Source organism: Nonomuraea sp. NPDC049152 (genome assembly GCF_040648355.1).
In the GTDB taxonomy this organism is placed as follows: domain Bacteria; phylum Actinomycetota; class Actinomycetes; order Streptosporangiales; family Streptosporangiaceae; genus Nonomuraea.
Genome location: NZ_JBEZDO010000006.1, coordinates 244,044 through 260,187, shown reverse-complemented (window position 1 = coordinate 260,187; position 16,144 = coordinate 244,044). Strand labels below are relative to the sequence as shown.

The 16,144-nt window shown below is 68.5% G+C and carries 16 protein-coding genes and 2 pseudogenes; 8 read left to right on the top strand and 10 right to left on the bottom strand.

Annotated elements, in window-relative coordinates; genetic code table 11:
* Positions 1-481: 481 nt before the first annotated feature.
* On the bottom strand, positions 482-865 hold the full coding sequence (locus tag AB0B45_RS14465) for a nuclear transport factor 2 family protein (protein ID WP_358130027.1): 384 nt from the start codon (positions 863-865) through the stop codon (positions 482-484).
* A 102-nt stretch (positions 866-967) separates the two neighbouring features.
* Here AB0B45_RS14465 and AB0B45_RS14460 point away from each other — a divergent pair, with 102 nt between their 5' ends.
* Positions 968-1,915 carry a LysR family transcriptional regulator gene (locus AB0B45_RS14460; RefSeq protein ID WP_358130024.1) on the top strand — a complete coding sequence of 316 codons (948 nt, stop codon included), beginning with the start codon at positions 968-970 and terminating at the stop codon, positions 1,913-1,915.
* A gap of 51 nt (positions 1,916-1,966) precedes the next feature.
* Here the strand turns inward: AB0B45_RS14460 and AB0B45_RS14455 are convergent.
* A pseudogene (locus AB0B45_RS14455) lies at positions 1,967-2,050 on the bottom strand (IS630 family transposase); the annotation flags it as partial.
* Positions 2,051-2,126: 76 nt separating this feature from the next.
* Between AB0B45_RS14455 and AB0B45_RS14450 the strand changes: the two are divergent.
* Positions 2,127-2,279 (top strand): hypothetical protein, encoded by a 153-nt coding sequence (locus AB0B45_RS14450; protein WP_358130021.1) that lies wholly within the window; start codon positions 2,127-2,129, stop codon positions 2,277-2,279.
* Between the two features lie 399 nt (positions 2,280-2,678).
* Here AB0B45_RS14450 and AB0B45_RS14445 read toward each other — a convergent pair whose 3' ends face one another.
* The 3 genes from AB0B45_RS14445 to AB0B45_RS14435 all read right to left on the bottom strand — a co-directional run bounded on the left by AB0B45_RS14445 (position 2,679) and on the right by AB0B45_RS14435 (position 4,583).
* Complete coding sequence (locus AB0B45_RS14445) at positions 2,679-2,834, bottom strand: hypothetical protein (protein ID WP_358130018.1); 156 nt, start codon at positions 2,832-2,834, stop codon at positions 2,679-2,681.
* A gap of 474 nt (positions 2,835-3,308) precedes the next feature.
* Positions 3,309-3,587 (bottom strand): hypothetical protein, encoded by a 279-nt coding sequence (locus AB0B45_RS14440; RefSeq protein WP_358130015.1) that lies wholly within the window; start codon positions 3,585-3,587, stop codon positions 3,309-3,311.
* A 198-nt stretch (positions 3,588-3,785) separates the two neighbouring features.
* Entirely contained in the window at positions 3,786-4,583 is a 798-nt protein-coding gene (locus AB0B45_RS14435; RefSeq protein ID WP_358130012.1) for a PIG-L family deacetylase, read from the bottom strand.
* Between the two features lie 720 nt (positions 4,584-5,303).
* Here AB0B45_RS14435 and AB0B45_RS14430 point away from each other — a divergent pair.
* The 3 genes from AB0B45_RS14430 to AB0B45_RS14420 are packed head-to-tail and all read left to right on the top strand — an operon-like array spanning position 5,304 to position 8,067.
* Entirely contained in the window at positions 5,304-5,681 is a 378-nt protein-coding gene (locus tag AB0B45_RS14430; RefSeq protein ID WP_358130009.1) for a DUF485 domain-containing protein, read from the top strand.
* On the top strand, positions 5,678-7,345 hold the full coding sequence (locus AB0B45_RS14425) for a cation acetate symporter (RefSeq protein ID WP_358130006.1): 1,668 nt from the start codon (positions 5,678-5,680) through the stop codon (positions 7,343-7,345). Before AB0B45_RS14430 ends, AB0B45_RS14425 begins: the two co-directional genes overlap by 4 nt.
* Before the next feature lie 56 nt (positions 7,346-7,401).
* On the top strand, positions 7,402-8,067 hold the full coding sequence (locus AB0B45_RS14420; RefSeq protein ID WP_358130003.1) for a class I SAM-dependent methyltransferase: 666 nt from the start codon (positions 7,402-7,404) through the stop codon (positions 8,065-8,067).
* Positions 8,068-8,116: 49 nt separating this feature from the next.
* Here the strand turns inward: AB0B45_RS14420 and AB0B45_RS14415 are convergent, their stop codons facing one another.
* Positions 8,117-8,527, bottom strand: a complete 411-nt coding sequence (locus tag AB0B45_RS14415) for a hypothetical protein (RefSeq protein WP_358130000.1) — start codon at positions 8,525-8,527, stop codon at positions 8,117-8,119.
* Positions 8,524-9,075, bottom strand: coding sequence for a dihydrofolate reductase family protein (locus tag AB0B45_RS14410; RefSeq protein WP_358129997.1), 552 nt, complete (start codon positions 9,073-9,075; stop codon positions 8,524-8,526). The genes AB0B45_RS14415 and AB0B45_RS14410 overlap by 4 nt, the downstream gene beginning before the upstream one ends.
* A gap of 210 nt (positions 9,076-9,285) precedes the next feature.
* Here AB0B45_RS14410 and AB0B45_RS14405 point away from each other — a divergent pair, with 210 nt between their 5' ends.
* A complete protein-coding gene (locus tag AB0B45_RS14405) occupies positions 9,286-9,414 on the top strand; it encodes a hypothetical protein (protein WP_358129994.1) in 129 nt (42 codons plus the stop codon).
* A 44-nt stretch (positions 9,415-9,458) separates the two neighbouring features.
* Here AB0B45_RS14405 and AB0B45_RS14400 read toward each other — a convergent pair.
* Positions 9,459-11,780 (bottom strand): annotated as a pseudogene (locus AB0B45_RS14400) (excinuclease ABC subunit UvrA).
* 105 nt (positions 11,781-11,885) lie between these two features.
* Positions 11,886-12,995: a methyltransferase gene (locus tag AB0B45_RS14395; protein ID WP_358129991.1), complete on the bottom strand. Its 1,110-nt coding sequence runs from the start codon at positions 12,993-12,995 to the stop codon at positions 11,886-11,888.
* A 44-nt stretch (positions 12,996-13,039) separates the two neighbouring features.
* Here AB0B45_RS14395 and AB0B45_RS14390 point away from each other — a divergent pair, with 44 nt between their 5' ends.
* Together AB0B45_RS14390 and AB0B45_RS14385 are read left to right on the top strand one after the other, a co-directional pair.
* Positions 13,040-13,255 (top strand): hypothetical protein, encoded by a 216-nt coding sequence (locus AB0B45_RS14390; RefSeq protein WP_358129988.1) that lies wholly within the window; start codon positions 13,040-13,042, stop codon positions 13,253-13,255.
* Between the two features lie 4 nt (positions 13,256-13,259).
* Positions 13,260-14,558 (top strand): 2'-5' RNA ligase family protein, encoded by a 1,299-nt coding sequence (locus tag AB0B45_RS14385; RefSeq protein WP_358129985.1) that lies wholly within the window; start codon positions 13,260-13,262, stop codon positions 14,556-14,558.
* 542 nt (positions 14,559-15,100) lie between these two features.
* On the opposite strand, the gene AB0B45_RS14380 is transcribed toward AB0B45_RS14385, so the two are convergent.
* Entirely contained in the window at positions 15,101-16,012 is a 912-nt protein-coding gene (locus tag AB0B45_RS14380) for a DUF3068 domain-containing protein (RefSeq protein WP_358129982.1), read from the bottom strand.
* Positions 16,013-16,144: the final 132 nt, after the last annotated feature.

Here is a 16,144-nt window from a genome sequence, read left to right as displayed (position 1 = left end):
GTACTGGCCCCAGTTGAACAAGATCTCTGGCCCCATCCAAGGGACTGGGGGTTGGTATTCGGCAGAAGTGGCCCCAGGGGACAGTCGTGCGACGGGAGCATCGATGTGCTATCGCGCTCCCTCCAGGCACAGTCTCCCTGCTGCGGCGATCCCCAAGATCGCGCGGTTGCTGGAGGAGGGCTCAACGCGGGGCCATCGACCTCCTCAGAGCTTCCAGAGATGCGGCAGGCGCCCCGCCGGGATGGCCTAGCGGCCTGCCGCACCTTGAGGAGGGGTGGGTCAGTTTCCCCGGGCGGCACGAGCGGGGCGTCGGTGCTGTCGACCAGCTCGCAGTCGGCTACGGGCGTCAGTTCTCCGGCTTGGGGGCGTCAAGGAGTGCCGAGCCGCGTCAACGTGTGAACACCCCGTCCGGCCCTTTCGAGGTCCGGGCGGCGTTGCGAGTGCTCGCCGGGCCATGACGCGCGCCGCACCGCTGGGATCTTCAGAACATCGTGTTGTCATTCGCCGCAGTCTCGGGCACCGGCTGCAGGACGTCCCAGTGCTCGACGATCTTGCCGTCCTGGACCCTAACGATGTCCACGACGGCGGTTCCCCGGTCATCGGGTGAGGTCTGCATCAGACTGTGCATGACGACCAGGTCACCCTCGGCGACAACGCGCTTGATGTCGAGGCTGAGCTGTGGGAACTGGGAGGCGAACCCGGAGACGAACTGGACGAATGCCTCAGAGCCGTCCGGTGCCTGCGGGTTGTGCTGGGTGTAGCTGGACCCGAGGTACCTCGCGACCGCCTCGGCCGGCTGTTTGTCGTTGAAGGCCAGGTTGAAGAAGGTCTGTACGGTCTGCTTGTTCTGTTCGAGATCAGCCATGGTCTCGTTCCTCTCGGGGGAGCCGGACGTTCGCAGCTATCTCAGCAGCCAAGCCCCTCGATAGGGAAAGACCGGTCCGATCTCGTGCTATACCCTCCAGGTATGATCGATTTCGAGGTACGGGAGCTGCGTTACTTCCGCGCTGTGGCCGAGGAGCTCAACTTCTCTCGGGCCGCCGAGCGGCTGGGGATGGCGCAGCCGCCGCTGTCCCGAGCGATCCGCGAGCTAGAGCGACGGCTCGGCGTCCAGCTTTTCGAGCGCACCACCCACCACGTCACGCTAACCGTCGCCGGTCTGACCCTGTTCGACGAGGCAGGACGCGCACTTGACGCGATGTCCGCGGCCGCTCGCCGCACTCGCCGGGCGGCGCTGACCACACCCACCCTGGTCGTGACGGCGAAAGCGGGTGTGGCGACGGATCTGCTGCGGCGGATCGTGGAGGCATACGGCGCGCTGCCCGACGCCCCGCGAGTAGAGCTCGCCGTCAGTGGCTACGGCGAGCAGGCGGACATGTTGCGCGACGGGCGTGCGGACCTGGCTCTGCTGGGTTCACCATTCGACCGCCGAGGGCTCGACATCGAGCCGCTGATCTCCGAACCGAGGGTGGCCGCCCTTCCGTCCGGCCACGAACTCGCTCGCCGTACGGCCCTGAGCTGCCGCGACCTCGCCGGCCTGCCGATGCCACAGTGCCCGAGGTCGACTGCCTCCGAGCGCGACTACTGGGCGGGGCGAGACTGCGACGCCTCCCAGGCGAACGAGTCCGCCGAGCGGCGGCCCGACGTGCCCGTGTCGGGTCCAGTCGTGCACGACAGCTCACAGCTTCTAGAGGCTGTGGCTCTGGGCCAATCCGTCGCTCTGATCCCGACGTCCCTCGCCGAGCGCAACCTCCGCGACGACGTCGCCTACCGGCCGGTGCACGACGCGAGCCCATACTCCATCGCGATCGCCTGGCGCGACCGTACCCGTGCCTACTGGACCGCCCGCTTGGTCCGGACCGCGGTCGAACTTACGGCAGGCCAGGACGACGGCAAGCTCGCCGAAATCGCCTGAGACGCCGTGACCGTATTGGAGGAGAGGGGGCCGCCGTTGGGTGAGGGCGTACTCGATGCGGTCCAGCTTGGCCTCGAAGTCCGGGTCTGGTGAGTCTTTCCAGGTCTTGGTGCGCTGGAAGGTGATGCCGTGGCGGGCAGCAGGGTGCGTAAAGGCTTCCCGGCCGATGGTGAGGGTGTGGCCGGGCAGGCGGTGCCACCAAAATCGCGTCGTGATCGACGATCAGATGGCGGTGGTGATCGCTCCATGGTGGGCGATCTTGTTGATTCGGATCCGCCCCGTCGGGGACGTCGCCGACTGCGACCACCTGATCTTCGTCGCCCACCAGGCCTCCGCGCCTGCCGAAAACCTCATCCATTTCTGAGTTGACAATGCCCATCTAAACGATCTACCGATGTACACGATCCGTACACGCGAGCAATCAGCGAGCAACCAAACATGATCAACAGCTCGCGTGGAGGGTCGGGAGAATCGTGAAACCCCAGGTCAAACACGGTGTGGAAGAGTAGGGCGGGTGGGACTTGAACCCACGACCCACGGATTATGAGTTGGCTTGATCAATGCCGTTTGCCGCCGCGCGGTGCCACGTTCTGTCACTCTGCCCGCGATTGTCCATGCCGTCGTGCCGGACTGTGACCGTGCGTGCTGGGTCGTGTCGCAGACATGCGAGCAACCGCCGAGCAACCACACGCCCTTGACCCACAGTTCTGGGACCGAGTGAATCACCGGGCAGGTCAAGCTCCACGTGATGAGTCTCGGAGCGCTACAGGCTTCCCTCCTGTTCCTGCGTGGCAACCTCGATGTCCACCTTGGGAGTGCGTCGTCCTCGGACGATGGCCACCGATGCCAGCGACAGCAGCAGCCCTCCCCCGCCGATCGAGCCCGCGAAGCCGGTCAGCCCTGCCCTGTCGTGCCGCACGGCGACGATCTTCTGGACGGGAACGCCACCGCCGATGGCCGGACGTTCGCGGTCTACGCCGCCTGCACCGCATAAAAACTCATCGCACGGAGCTGACCTGGTAGTCCAACACGTTGGCCATGTGGTGCGTAATCCCAGGGTCATGGCTGCATGGTTCGCATCGGCGGGTCAGCCGTGCTCGGCCCGTGCTCGTCCGCACCGGAACGAACTGACAGCTCCCGTCACGACCTGACACCAAAACCAACCCAGCGTGGAACAGACCGACACCAGATGACACCAGCGAACAGTAAACGATCTATCTTCTAATCCGACGGTCGCACGTTCGAATTCTACAGGGGGCGCTTTGATCATGGCACTGACCCGCGAGAATGCGCGAGAGGAGCCTCTTCGGGAATGCAGTTCCGTCCCCACCGCGCTCGCGCCGTGCTCGCCCGTACCGACCCAGCGCACACCATGATCAACATGTCCTTCAGCTCAGCAGGAACCGCGCCTGCGGCACGAAACAGCCCCGGTCCCCCGCTTCGACGCGACGGACACAAGGCCGACCTCCCGACTCCGATCGAGCGCGAAAGGAATCAAGCTCGCCCAGGTGCGCATCGCCCCGCGGAAACTGCCCACCTCCGCCCATTTCTCCTCGAACCACGGGATGTCGATGTCGTCCCGCTGCTGCAGGACGGAGGACAGCAGGTTTTCCTTGGAGGGAAAGTAGTGCAGGACGCCCACCAGGATGAGCCCGACCTGGGCGGCGAGCACGGACTCGTGGGTAACGCACGCCTCGGGCGAGCGAATCTCAAGACGCGCGGATTTCACGGTGCGCGAAATCGAAGAATGCTGGGCCAGGTGGGCTCTCCACAAGGATGACGAGCAGGGCCGTCCGAGGACGGGCTTCATCGGGTACGGCACGAGCCCGGGTCGCCTCAGCGGCGCGACCCGGGTGGCTGGAACGGGCGGCTAGTCGCGGAGTCCGGCGAAGAGGTCGTCCTCGTGGTCGGGCGCGGCTACCTTGCACACCTTCCTGACGAAGGCCTCGGTGTCGAAGGCCCGGTGTTGCGCCTCCTCCGGCATCTGCAGCAGAAAGATGCTGTCGCCCTGGCTGGCGTGCGCCCGGAGCGCCTTCACCTTGTTCTCCACGTACGGCGAGACGTCCACCACGGTGGTGATCAGCTCGTCGGGAGTGCCGAAGTCCTCGGGGAGCTCGAACTCCTCCATCTCCACCCCCGACGCCCGCATCCAGTCGAACATCTCGAGGACCCGGGCCCGCGAAACCGCCGTGTAGTAGAGCTTGTCGGGGATGCCCGTCGACTCCGTGGCCGCGACCGCGATCCTGTGCGCCTGGATGTGGTCGGGGTGACCGTAGCCGCCGCTCTCGTCATAGGTGACCACGACCTGGGGCCGGTAGTGCTCCATCAACTCGGCCAGTTTGGCCGCCGCCTGGTCCACCGGCACATTCCAGAAGGAGTCGGGGTGGGCGTTGCCCTCCCAGCCGTCCATGCCCGAGTCGCGGTAACCCAGCAGTTCAACGTGCTCGATGCCGAGGTGGGCAACCGACTCCTTGAGCTCGGCCAGTCGCCGCTCGGCCACCTCGGCGTCGTTGTGGGCCGGGTCGCCCGGCTTCACTCCGCCGGGGCCGTCGCCCTGCTCGCCGTTGGTGCACGTGACCAGGACCGTCCTGATGCCCTCGATGGCGTAACGGGCGAGAATGCCGCCGGTGCCGATCACTTCGTCGTCGGGGTGCGCGTGAACGGCCATCACTGTCAATTGTCGATCCATCTTTGCATTCAACCCCACGCCGGTGACAGTTCCGCGCCGAGGGGGCGACGCGACTCCGCTCCAAGCGGGCGACACGACGAGGGAGAGGCGGGCGAGGCGTCCCGGTGCGGAGGCTGCGTGAATGGACCCAAGGGCGAGAAAGCCCTGGTAGGGGGAAGGCGCGATCGCCCCGGGAGCGAGAGCGCGCCGGTACGAGGGACTCGCGGTCGGGTCGCGGAGGCGAGTGTGCTCCGGCCAACAGATGCCTATCGGGTTCGCAGGCAGGAGGAGTGCCCGGTGCGTCATATGCGCGAGACGGCGAGGCGGGTGTGATCCGGGAGGCATGGGGTGGTGCGAGGGCTGCCGAGAAGCGGAAGCCGGCCGCGAGGACGGCGCGGATGAGAGACCGGCAAGAGGCCGGGAGCGAGGAGGTCGAGGGCCGAGGCCGGAGGGGGCGGCGATGAGCGAGGGACTGGGGGGCGCAGGCAGGACGGGAGTGGCTGGGAGGTGGAGGGGCCTGGGGCAGGCGCGGGTTGGGCAGGGGAAGGGGGGCCGGAGGTCGGAGTGGGAGTTCCCGCATTTCCCGGAAAAAGTGTGGAGCCGCCCGTATCGTTTCATCTCACTGTGGAGTCGCGCCGACACAGAGTGTGATCGCGAGCCAGGGAGGGCCGCATGGTGGGGGGCTCAGGACGTAACGGCCCACCAGGGCCATATGCGGAATTGGCGCAAGACAGGAGGTTCCGACTCTTAAAGAAACGTTTTCGCCGCCTGGCCATCGCCATCGTCGCCTCGTTCCTGGGCTGGTACTTCCTCTACATCTCGCTCTCCGCGTTCGCCCGCGACTTCATGGCCTATCCGGCCGTCGGCAACATCAACGTCGCCCTGCTCCTGGGCATCCTCCAGTTCGTCTCCACCTTCGTGCTCGCCTGGCGTTACACCCGCTACGCCCGCAGGATGCTCGACCCCCTGTCGGCGCAGCTGCGCAACGAGGCCGAGCTGAGGCAGGCCGAGCAGGACAGGACGGAACAGATCCTCGCCGAACGTCGGCGGATCGAGAACTGGGCTCCCTCGCCCCGGCACGGAAGGCGGCGCCGATGAGCCGGACGGTGCTGACGTTCGGGCTGTTCGTGCTGTTCATCGCCATCACCCTGGTGATCACCTTCTGGGCCAGGAGCAACACCAGGTCCGCCGAGGACTTCTACGCGGGCGGCAGGGCGTTCTCCGGCGCGCAGAACGGGCTGGCCCTGGCGGGCGACTACATGTCGGCCGCCTCATTCCTCGGCATCGCGGGCATCATCGCGCTGTCCGGCTACGACGGCTTCCTCTACTCCATCGGCTTCCTGGTCGCGTGGCTGCTGACGTTGCTGCTGGTGGAGCTGATGCGCAACGCCGGCAGGTTCACGATGGCCGACGTGCTGTCCTATCGGGTACGGCAGCAGCCCAAGGTGCGCACCGCCGCGGTGATCTCCACGGTCACCGTGTCGGTGTTCTACCTGCTGGCCCAGATGGTGGGCGCGGGCGCGCTGGTGTCGCTGCTGCTGGGGGTGTCGACCGACGCCGCCAAGGTGGTGACGATCGTGTCGGTCGGCGTGATGATGATCTTCTACGTGATGTTCGGCGGCATGAAGGGCACCACATGGGTGCAGATCATCAAGGCCGTGCTGCTGATGTCGGGCACCATCGTGCTGACGGTGCTGGTGCTGGGCAGGTTCGGGTTCAATCCGAGCGAGATGCTGGGCGCCGCCGTGAAGGCCAGCGGCCGGCCGGACTTCCTGCTTCCAGGCGGCCACTACGCCAGGGAGGTGGTGGGCGACCCGGTCAGGACGCTGCTGAACAAGCTCGACTTCATCAGCCTGGCGCTGGCCCTGGTCCTGGGTACGGCGGGCCTGCCGCACATCGTCACGAGGTTCTTCACCGTGCCGGACGCCCGCGCCGCCCGTACGTCGGTCAACTGGGCGATCGGCCTGGTCGGCGTCTTCTACCTGATGACGCTCGCGCTGGGTTTCGGGGCGACCGCGTTGGTGGGGCACCAGGCGATCACCGCGCAGGACCCGTCGGGCAACACCGCGGCGCTCCAGCTCGCGCAGGTTCTCGGAGAGTTCGTCGGCGGCCCGATCGGCGGTGATCTCATGCTGGCCTTCATCGGAGCCGTCGCCTTCGCCACCATCCTGGCGGTGGTGTCGGGGCTGGTGATGGCCTCGTCCACCTCCCTGGCCCACGACTACTTCGGCCACGTGCTGATGTTCGGCAGGCCGCGCGAGTCGCAGGAGGTCGGGGTCGCCCGATTCTCCGCCCTGGTGATCGGGTTGCTGGGGATCGTGCTCGCGGTGATCGCCCGCCAGCAGAACGTCGCGTTCCTGGTGGCGCTCGCGTTCGCGATGGCCGCCTCGGCGAACCTGCCAGCGATCGTGCTCTCTCTGTTCTGGAAGAGGTTCAACTCGACCGGCGTCGTCGCCGGGGTGTACGGCGGGCTGTCCGGATCGTTGCTGCTGGTGCTCTTCTCCCCCGTGGTGTCGGGGAAGACCGATCCGATTACAGGGGCCAGCCTGTCGCTACTCCCCGAGGGCTTCGACTTCGCCGTCTTCCCGATGGAGAATCCCGGCCTGGTGTCGATCCCGTTCGGGTTCCTGTGCGCGTTCGTCGGCGCCCTGTTCAGTAAGGAGGAGGCCGACCCTGACCGGTTCGACGAGCTGTCGGTCCGGTCGTTGACGGGAACGGGCGCCCATCGGGCCGCCACGCGCGGGACACGCCGCCAGTACTAGCCGCCTCGGCCCCCAGATCTTAGGTTCCCCTTGAGCGCTTTCGATCGGGGGGTCGTATGGCGGAGCTGCCGGAGCATTTGCATCGCGCGTTCTTCCGGATGATGTCCTTGCTCTCCCTCCGAGGGCAGGGCGTCTTCCTGCGCCGATACTTCGACTGGTGGCACCGCACGCCCGATCCGTGGCGGCTGGGCACCGACGCCTACGAGCGGCGCAAGGACGAGACGACCCTGGGCGAGGTTCCGGGCCTGCCGTACCGGAGGATCCTGGAGGTGGGGTGCGCCGAGGGGGTGTTCACCGACGTGCTGGTGGGGCGCTTTCCTGAGGCGGAGGTGACGGGGATCGACATCTCCGCGCGGGCGCTGGACCGGGCGAGGGAGCGCGCGCGTCGGGCCGAATTCGTGCATGCCGACCTCCTCAGCCATGGTCTGGAGGAGGGGTTCGACCTGGTGTTCTGCGCGGAGACGCTCTACTACGTGGGCAGGGCGGACCGGCTGCGCAGGGCGTCGGAGCGGTTGACTGGGCTGTTGGCGGACGGCGAGGTGCTGGTCCTGGTCCATCCGTGGCCCGAGGCCACGAGCCTGCACAGGTTCGCGGACGCGGACCCTGTCGTCTCGCTGGTCGCCAGGCGGGTCGACACCGCGACCCATCGGCCTTTCGCGGTGGCCGTCTACCGGAAGCGAGACTCTCTGCCGGGAGGAGTGGTCCGTCTACCGGAGGAGTGACTGTCCGCAGGAGACGACCCGTCCGCTGGAAGCAGGCCTCGCGCCGGAGTCACGCGCCGGCGGACCTGCCGCCGGCGAACTCGGGCTCGCCCGGCTTGAGGGCGCGGAAGCGCAGGGCCGACCAGGTCTCGTCGATGGCGACCTGCCCGTTGGGGCGCAGGCCGTACTCGCCGGCGATCGGCCAGAGGGTGTCGCGGTTGATGTCGGACTTGTTCGCCTTGCGGTAGGCGATCCAGACGACTGGGGCCTTGATGATGTCGTCGGCGTGCTTGTCCAGCACCTGGCGCACGCCCGCGGCGTCCTCGCCGAAGACGAGGGCCACGCCTGCCTCAGCAGGGCCAGGGGCGTCGGTCACGCCGTCGGGCAGCGGGCCGACCAGCTCGCGCCGGTCGGGGTCCGAGAGCCAGAAGGACGTGCCCGACTTGATGAGCAGCTTGTCGGCGGTGGTCTTGGTGGTCACTTCGTCTCCGTCGAGTAGGTGAGGGAAAGGACGCCGGTCTCGAAGGTCGTGGAGGAGGTCAGCTTGAACGGGATCTGGTCGGTGTCCTCGAACAGCCGCTGCCCGGCGCCGACCACGATCGGGTGCACCATCAGGTTGAGCTCGTCGAGCAGTCCGTGCTTCAGCAGCGAGCGGACGAGGGTGGTGCTGCCGCTCATCGCGATGGTGCCGCCAGGCTGCTGCTTCAGCTCGGTCAGCCGCTCGACGAAGGAGTCGCCGGGGATGAGCGTCGTGTTGTTCCAGTCGACCGAGTCGAGGGTGCTGGAGACGACGTACTTCTGCACGCCGTTGATGTAGTTGGCGAAGGGGTCGTCCTCGTCGGCCTTGGTCGGCCAGTAGTCGGCCCACTGCTGATAGTTGACGCGACCCAGGAGCATCGCGTCGGACGCGCTCATCTGCGCGCCGATGGCGGCGCCCATCTCGTCGCTGAAGTAGGGGAAGTGCCACTTGTCGGGGGACTCCACGACGCCGTCGAGTGAGATGAAGAACGAAGCGACGATCTTGCGCATTTCTTGCTCCTTGTTTCTCGGTGTGCCTTCAGCCTCCCACCGACAACTTTTTTTGTCAAGGCTTGAGCTGCGGCTAAGCGCGATCGTTCACCGCTCGGGAGTCGTAGGTGTCCACGTGCCCGCGGCCTCGCGCAGCCAGAAGCCGAGCCCGTCGGGCCCGCGGGTGGATGACGGCAGGCGGGGGTCGACAGGGCCGAGCGGCGGGAGCCGGTGAGGCGCGTCCGTGACGGCCAGGACCGGCGGGACCGCAGGATCGTGCTGACCGACCAGGGCGAGCGGCTCGCCCTGGAGGCGCACGAGGAGGTGAAGACGCGACTGCCCTCCTCACCCGACGGTTGACGGAGGCGGAGCGGTCGCTGCTGTCCGCGGCGCTCGGCGGGGTCTTAGAGGCGGGGGCCGAGATAGGCGGCGGTACGGCTGGCAGCGGAGGCGGCGATCTCGGCGGGGCTGCCCTGCGCCACCACCTTCCCGCCCTCCTCGCCGCCGCCGGGACCGAGGTCGATGACGTGGTCGGCCCGCGCGATGACGTCCAGGTCGTGCTCGACCACCACGACGGTGCCGCCGCCGTCCACGAGCGCGCCGAGCTGGCGCATCAGCACCTCGGTGTCGGCGGGGTGCAGCCCAGCGGTGGGCTCGTCCAGCAGGTAGAGGGTGTGGCCGCGCCCGGTGCGCTGCAGCTCGGCGGCCAGCTTGACGCGCTGGGCCTCGCCGCCCGACAGTTCGGTGGCGGGCTGGCCGAGGCGCAGGTAGCCGAGCCCGACGTCGCGCAGCGTCCGCAGCGACCTGGCCACCTCGGGCAGTAACGCGAACGCGTCGTCCACGGTCAGGTCGAGCACCTGGGCGATGGTCAGCCCCTGGTGGGTGATCTCCAGGGTCTCGGGGTTGTAGCGGGCGCCGTGGCAGTCGGGGCACGGCGCGTAGGTGCTGGGCAGGAACAGCAGCTCGACCGAGACGTAGCCTTCGCCCTTGCACGTCTCGCACCGGCCGCCCTGGACGTTGAAGGAGAAGCGCCCCGCGTCGTAGCCGCGCCGTACGGCCTCGTCGGTGGTCGCGAACAGCTTGCGGACGACGTCGAACAGACCGGTGTAGGTGGCCAGGTTGGAGCGCGGGGTGCGGCCGATGGGCTGCTGGTTGACCCGCACCACGCGGCCCGCCTCGTTCGTCTCGGCCAGGGCGTCCAGCAGCGTGGACTTGCCCGCGCCCGACACGCCGGTGATCGCGGTGAACACGCCGAGCGGCACGTCGACGTCGAGGTCTCTCAGGTTGTTGCGGGTGACGCCGCGCAGCTTGAGCCAGCCGCTCGGCACGCGGGGCTCCCGCGTGCGCGGGGCGTGCTCGCGGAACAGGTACCCGCGGGTGACGGACTCCTCCACCCGCTCCAGCTCGGCGACGGGGCCGCTGAACAGGACCCTGCCGCCGTGCACGCCCGCGCCGGGGCCGACGTCGACCACCCAGTGGACCGTCTTGACCACGTCGAGATCGTGCTCGACGAGGAAGACGGAGTTTCCCGACCGCTTCAGCCGTTCCAGCACCGAGGTGAGGGCCTCGGTGTCGGCGGGGTGCAGCCCCGCCGACGGCTCGTCGAGCACGTAGACCACGCCGAACAGCCCTGAGCGCAGCTGTGTGCCCAGGCGCAGGCGCTGCAGCTCGCCGCCCGACAGGGTCGGGCTGGGGCGGCTGGTGCTGAGGTAGCCGAGGCCCAGCTCGACCAGGACGTCGATCCTGGCGATCAGGTCGTGCGCGAGCACGGCGGCAGGTCCCTGGCCCTCTCCGGCGTACGGCCTGAGCAGGTCGGCCAGCGCCCGCAACGGCATGGCCGCGAGCTAGGCGATGTCGTGTCCCGCGAACGTCACGGCCAGCGCCTCGGGGCGCAGCCGCCGCCCGCCGCAGAGCGGGCAGGCGCCGCTGACCAGGAAGCGCTCGGCCCGCTTCCTGCTGGTCTCGCTCTTGGAGTCGGCATAGGCGTGCAGGACCAGGCGCTTGGCGCTGGAGTACTTGCCCTGGTAGGGGCGCTGGATCCGGTCGGGATCGCGTTCGGGGTGAACGGTCACCACAGGCTGCTCGTCGGTGAACAGGATCCACGCACGCTCGTCGGCCGGCAGGTCGCGCCACGGCACGTCGATGTCGTGACCGAGGACGACCAGCAGGTCGCGCAGGTTCTTGCCCTGCCACGCGCCTGGCCAGGAGGCGATGGCGCCCTGCCTGATGGTCAGCGACGGGTCCGGGACCAGGGAGTCCTCGGAAACCTCGTACACCACGCCCTGACCGTGGCACTCCGGGCACGCGCCCGCGGCCGTGTTGGGCGAGAAGGCGTCGGAGTCGAGCCGCCCGGCGCCGTCGGGGTAGTCGCCCGCCCTGGACATCAGCATGCGCAGCGAGTTGGAGACCATCGTGACCGTGCCGACCGACGAGCGGCTCGAGGGCACCGAGCGCCGCTGCTCCAGCGCGACCGCGGGCGGCAGGCCCGTGACGTCGTCGACGTCGGGCGTGCCCGCCTGGTGCAGCAGCCTTCTGGCGTACGGCGCGACGGACTCCAGGTAGCGGCGCTGCGACTCGGCGTAGAGGGTGCCGAAGGCGAGGGACGACTTGCCCGAGCCCGAGACGCCGGTGAAGGCGACCAGTGCGTCGCGCGGCATGGCGACGTCGACGCTTCGCAGATTGTGCACCCGCGCACCGCGCACCCTGACGAACTGGTCGGACTCCATGCGACGACGGTACCGAACCGGGTGCGTCGAATCTTTTGGAGGACGTGCCGCGGCGATGTCGAGAACCGGGGTGACGGGAGCGGCTCGCCGCTCCCGTCACCCCGGTCAGCGCTTGACCGACCGCAGCACGACGAACTTCGGGTCGCTGGCCACGACCTCGCAGTTGCCGAACAGCCTGCGCAGCTTGACGTGGTAGCCGAGGTGCCGGTTGCCGATCACCCACAGCTCGCCGCCGCGGCGCAGTGCCGTACGGGATCCGGTGAACATCCGCCACGCCGTGCCGTCGGTGGTCGCGCGCTGGCTGTGGAACGGCGGGTTGGTCAGCACCAGGTCGGCCGAGCCCGGTTCGACACCCGCGAGGGCGTCGCCGATCACGAACCGGGCGGCGGAGGAGGCGTTGTCGGCGAAGGTCGCCTCCGCGGAGGCGACCGCCTGGTACGACTCGTCGACGAACAGCACCTCGGCCGAGGGGTTGCGCAGCGCCATGGCGAGCCCGACCACGCCGTTGCCGCAGCCCAGGTCCACGACCCGCTCGGGCCCCCTGCTCTGCGGCAGGTTGCGCAGGAGGAACCTGGTGCCGATGTCGAGGCGGTCGGCGCAGAAGATGCCCGCGTGGTTGATGACGGTGCGCCGGGACAGGTCGCCGACGTCGTCGGGCAGAGCGTAGCTCAGCGGCCAGGGGCTCGCGGTCCTGGGGAGTGCGGGGTCGGGGGTGCAGAAGATGAGCCTGGCCTTGCGCTCGGCCAGCGAGGTCCTGGTCGGTCCGAGGACGCGCTCGAAGGTCCGCAGCGTCGAGGTGTGGATCTCGGTGACCATGCCCGCGCCGACCACGACCGTGTCCTCGCGTACGGCGGGGGCCAGGCGGTGCAACTGGTCCTCCAGGAGGGCGAGGCTCTTGGGCACGCGGACCAGCAGCACGTCGATCCGGTCGGGTGGGGTGTCCCTGGTGGACAGCAGGCGCACCTGGTCGGGGCCGATCCCGTTGCGCTTCAGGTTGGCCCTGGTGGCTTCCTGGGTGAGGTAGGAGTCGGTGATCTGGGCGGGCCGGTGGGCGGCGAGCGCGGTGACCAGCGCGCCCCACCTGTCGCCGACCACGACGACGCTGCCGTGGAGGTCGCCGGCGAGGTGACGGAGCAGGTACTCGTCGGCGGCGTCCCACGCGCGCAGCTGGTCGCGGGGATTCTCGGGGAAGCGGGTCAGGTGGAGCTCGTTCATCGGCCCCCAGGGTAGCCGAGCGCCGAAGGGGTCATGATTGGGTCTTGCCAGTGCCGAACACACCATCCGTCGCCCTCGTCACCGGAGCCTCCCGCGGCCTCGGCGCCGCCGACCTCGCCGGCACCCCCGTCCGCAGGGTGGGCACCCCTGACGACGTGGCCGCCGTGGTCGCCTTCCTCGCCTCTGAGTCGGCGGGGTTGTCACCGGCGAGCGAATCACCGTCAACGGCGGTCGCACGATCGCCTGACGTGGAAGGGTGATCACGTGGATCACTACGAGGCGGGGCTCACGGCACTGGTGGTCAACGTCCCAGCGGCCGAGCCCGTCGTCGGGCGCTGGCGCGAACGCTACGACTCCTCCGCCACCTACGGCGTGTCGGCCCACGTGACCGTGCTCTACCCGTTCCTTCGCCGCGATCGCGTGGACGCCGAGGTGGAGTCCGAGCTCAGGCGACTGTTCGCCGCCTTCGGCCCGTTCGACGTCACCTTCCGCACCACCGGCCGCTTTCCGGGGGTGCTCTACCTCGCGCCCGAGCCGGCGGGGCCGCTGCGCGCGCTCACCGAGGCCGTGTGGCGGCGCTGGCCCGAGGCCCCGCCGTACGGCGGGCGGTATCCCGACGCCGTCCCCCACCTGACGGTCGCCGACAGCGCGCCCGCCGACGCCTTTCCCGAGATCGAAGCGGACCTGGCCGCCGGGCTGCCCTTCACCGCCCGCGCCGGCGAGGTCATGCTCGTGGCCTACGACGGTACGGCGTGGCGGTCCGAGCTGTCCTTCCCGCTGGGCGGTGAAGGACGAGCCGACGGCGACTACGGCCGGCCGGGCTCGCTGGCCGAGGTGCTGGCCGACGTGGCCGCCGAGCGGGTGGCCCAGGACGTCATGTTCGGCATCCAGGATCCCGCCGACGGCACGGGCGGCCCCGAGCGCACGGCCGCCGCCGACCACGCGAAGGCCGAGCTGGAGCGGGCCGCGCGGGCGGGGGAGATCACCTGGCGGCACATCCTGCACGAGGAGGTGCTGGAGGCCTTCGCCGAGAGCGATCCCGACCGGCTGCGCGCCGAGCTGATCCAGGTCGCCGCCGTGGCCGTCAAGTGGGCGCAAGCCCTCGGCGGGCGCGGCGCGACCGCCCCGCACCAGGTGAAGAAGGCCAGGTTCAAGGCGATCGTGGACGTGCACGTGCTGCTCGTCCGCGACGGGAAGCTACTGCTCGGGCGCAGGGCGAACACCGGGTACGCCGACGGCCTGTGGCACCTGCCCTCCGGCCACCTGGAGGCCGGTGAGTCGGCGGTCGAGGGGGCGGTCAGGGAGGCCAGGGAGGAGGTCGGCGTGGCGATCGACCCCGCCGACCTGACCTTCGTCCACGCCATGCATCGGGCTCCCGACCGGGTCGGGCTGTTCTTCCGCGCCGAGCGGTGGGACGGCGAGCCGTACAACGCCGAGCCGGGTAAGTGCGACGCGCTGGAGTGGCATCCGCTCGACCGGCTGCCCGACGGCACGGTCGACTATCCCGGGGCGGCCATCAGGGCGATCGGGGAGGGGCACCCCTTCGCGCAGTTCGGCTTCTGAAGCGGAATCTCGCGCCTGGAGCCTGCGCGTCATCGACCGCGGGGACATGAGCCGGAGGACATGGTTCCTCCTCAGCTCGCCGCCCCGCATGGTGCGCAGGACGTCCCATGCGCTGCCCGGAATTCCACGAGAACGCCGCGTTCTGACGTGACGTCGCCTGGAGCCGCCGGCCGACCGGTTCCTCAGGGGCGAACTCGGCGCCCCGGTAAGAGGTGGGCAGGACGACGTCCACGCCGTACGGCTTGCCGTCCACGTGGTCGTCTGAGGTCTGTTTCCAGCTCAGGGGTGAAGGAGAGGACCCACGACTCCGGCCCGGCTGGAGGCGAAGATTGGAAGATCGGTTCCGAACATGTCCGTGGCGCGGGTCCTCATGGTGCCGACATCCGAACGCCGAAAAACTGTAACACGTTCTACTCCATAACCTTTCACCGGTACTGATGGGTAACATGTGCCGAGAACACGTTCTAACTAAGCGCCGAGACACCCGCCGGTGGGCATGGAAAAAGGGGCCCGCGCATACGCGGGCCCCTCGCAGTTGAATGTCAGGCGGTCGGGCGGCGGGCCCATAGGACGCCGGCCAGGACGAAGGCCACCCCGACGATGAGCAGCACCAACGGGATGCTGTTGCGCAGCAGGTTGATCTGGCTCTTGCTCTTCTCCGCGCTGGAGACCAGGTCCTTGACCGTCTGGTCCGTCATCTTGGCGGTGGCCACGAAGGCGACCGAGCGCTCCACCCCGTCCTGCGTCTTGAGCACTTCGTGCCGCTCCTGCTCCTGGCGCACGGGCGCCCCGCTGACCGGCTCGATCCAGTACGTCGTCGTCCCGTCGTACCACCGGTCCACCTGGACGTCGCCGGTCTGCGTCATGCCCAGCACAGAGGCGGGCGCGGTCATTGTCGAGACCTTGGTCGGCGGCACCTCCTGCTCGAAGACGTAGACGGGCAGCCCGTTCACCTTGTCCTCGCTGACGAACCTGGCGTCGAAGGCCTTCTGGGCACTGGAGTTGAACACCTTGTAGGTCTTCCGCTCCACGTCGAACGGGAACTTGTAGATCTGCCCCTCGAGCTGCACCGGAGTCTTCTGGATGTTGACGCCGCAGCAGTTCACGCCGACACCGGTGTACTTGTCGAAGGCGCTGCGCCGCTGGGACATGTCGATCTGCGGCCGCCTGTTGGTGATGTCGTTGACCACCGTGCCCTCGTTCCACACGACCCGGTTCTCGGCGGCCGCCTTCACATCACCTTGAGTGGTGACGATGATGTCGAGGTCGGCCGTGAGCACCTTCAGGTCCTGCTTGGAGAAGTACCGCGCATCCGTGGCGTGCAGCCGCGAGATGCCGTACTGGTCCGCCGGGGCGGCGATGATCTGTCCTGCCGCCCAGAATTTGATCAGCGGCGCGAGCGCGATGAAGAACGCTCCGACCCCGATGAGAACGAGCGTGGAGATGCGACCCATTCAAGGCCTCCGCGGTCTAGAACCTGTTATGTAATGTCCAAGCATCCGGCATCAAAGTATGACAATGAGTGACATGCGTCACTGGCCGGTATGGAGCCGCAATCAAATCGATAGAAACAGGTTCTATCGTGG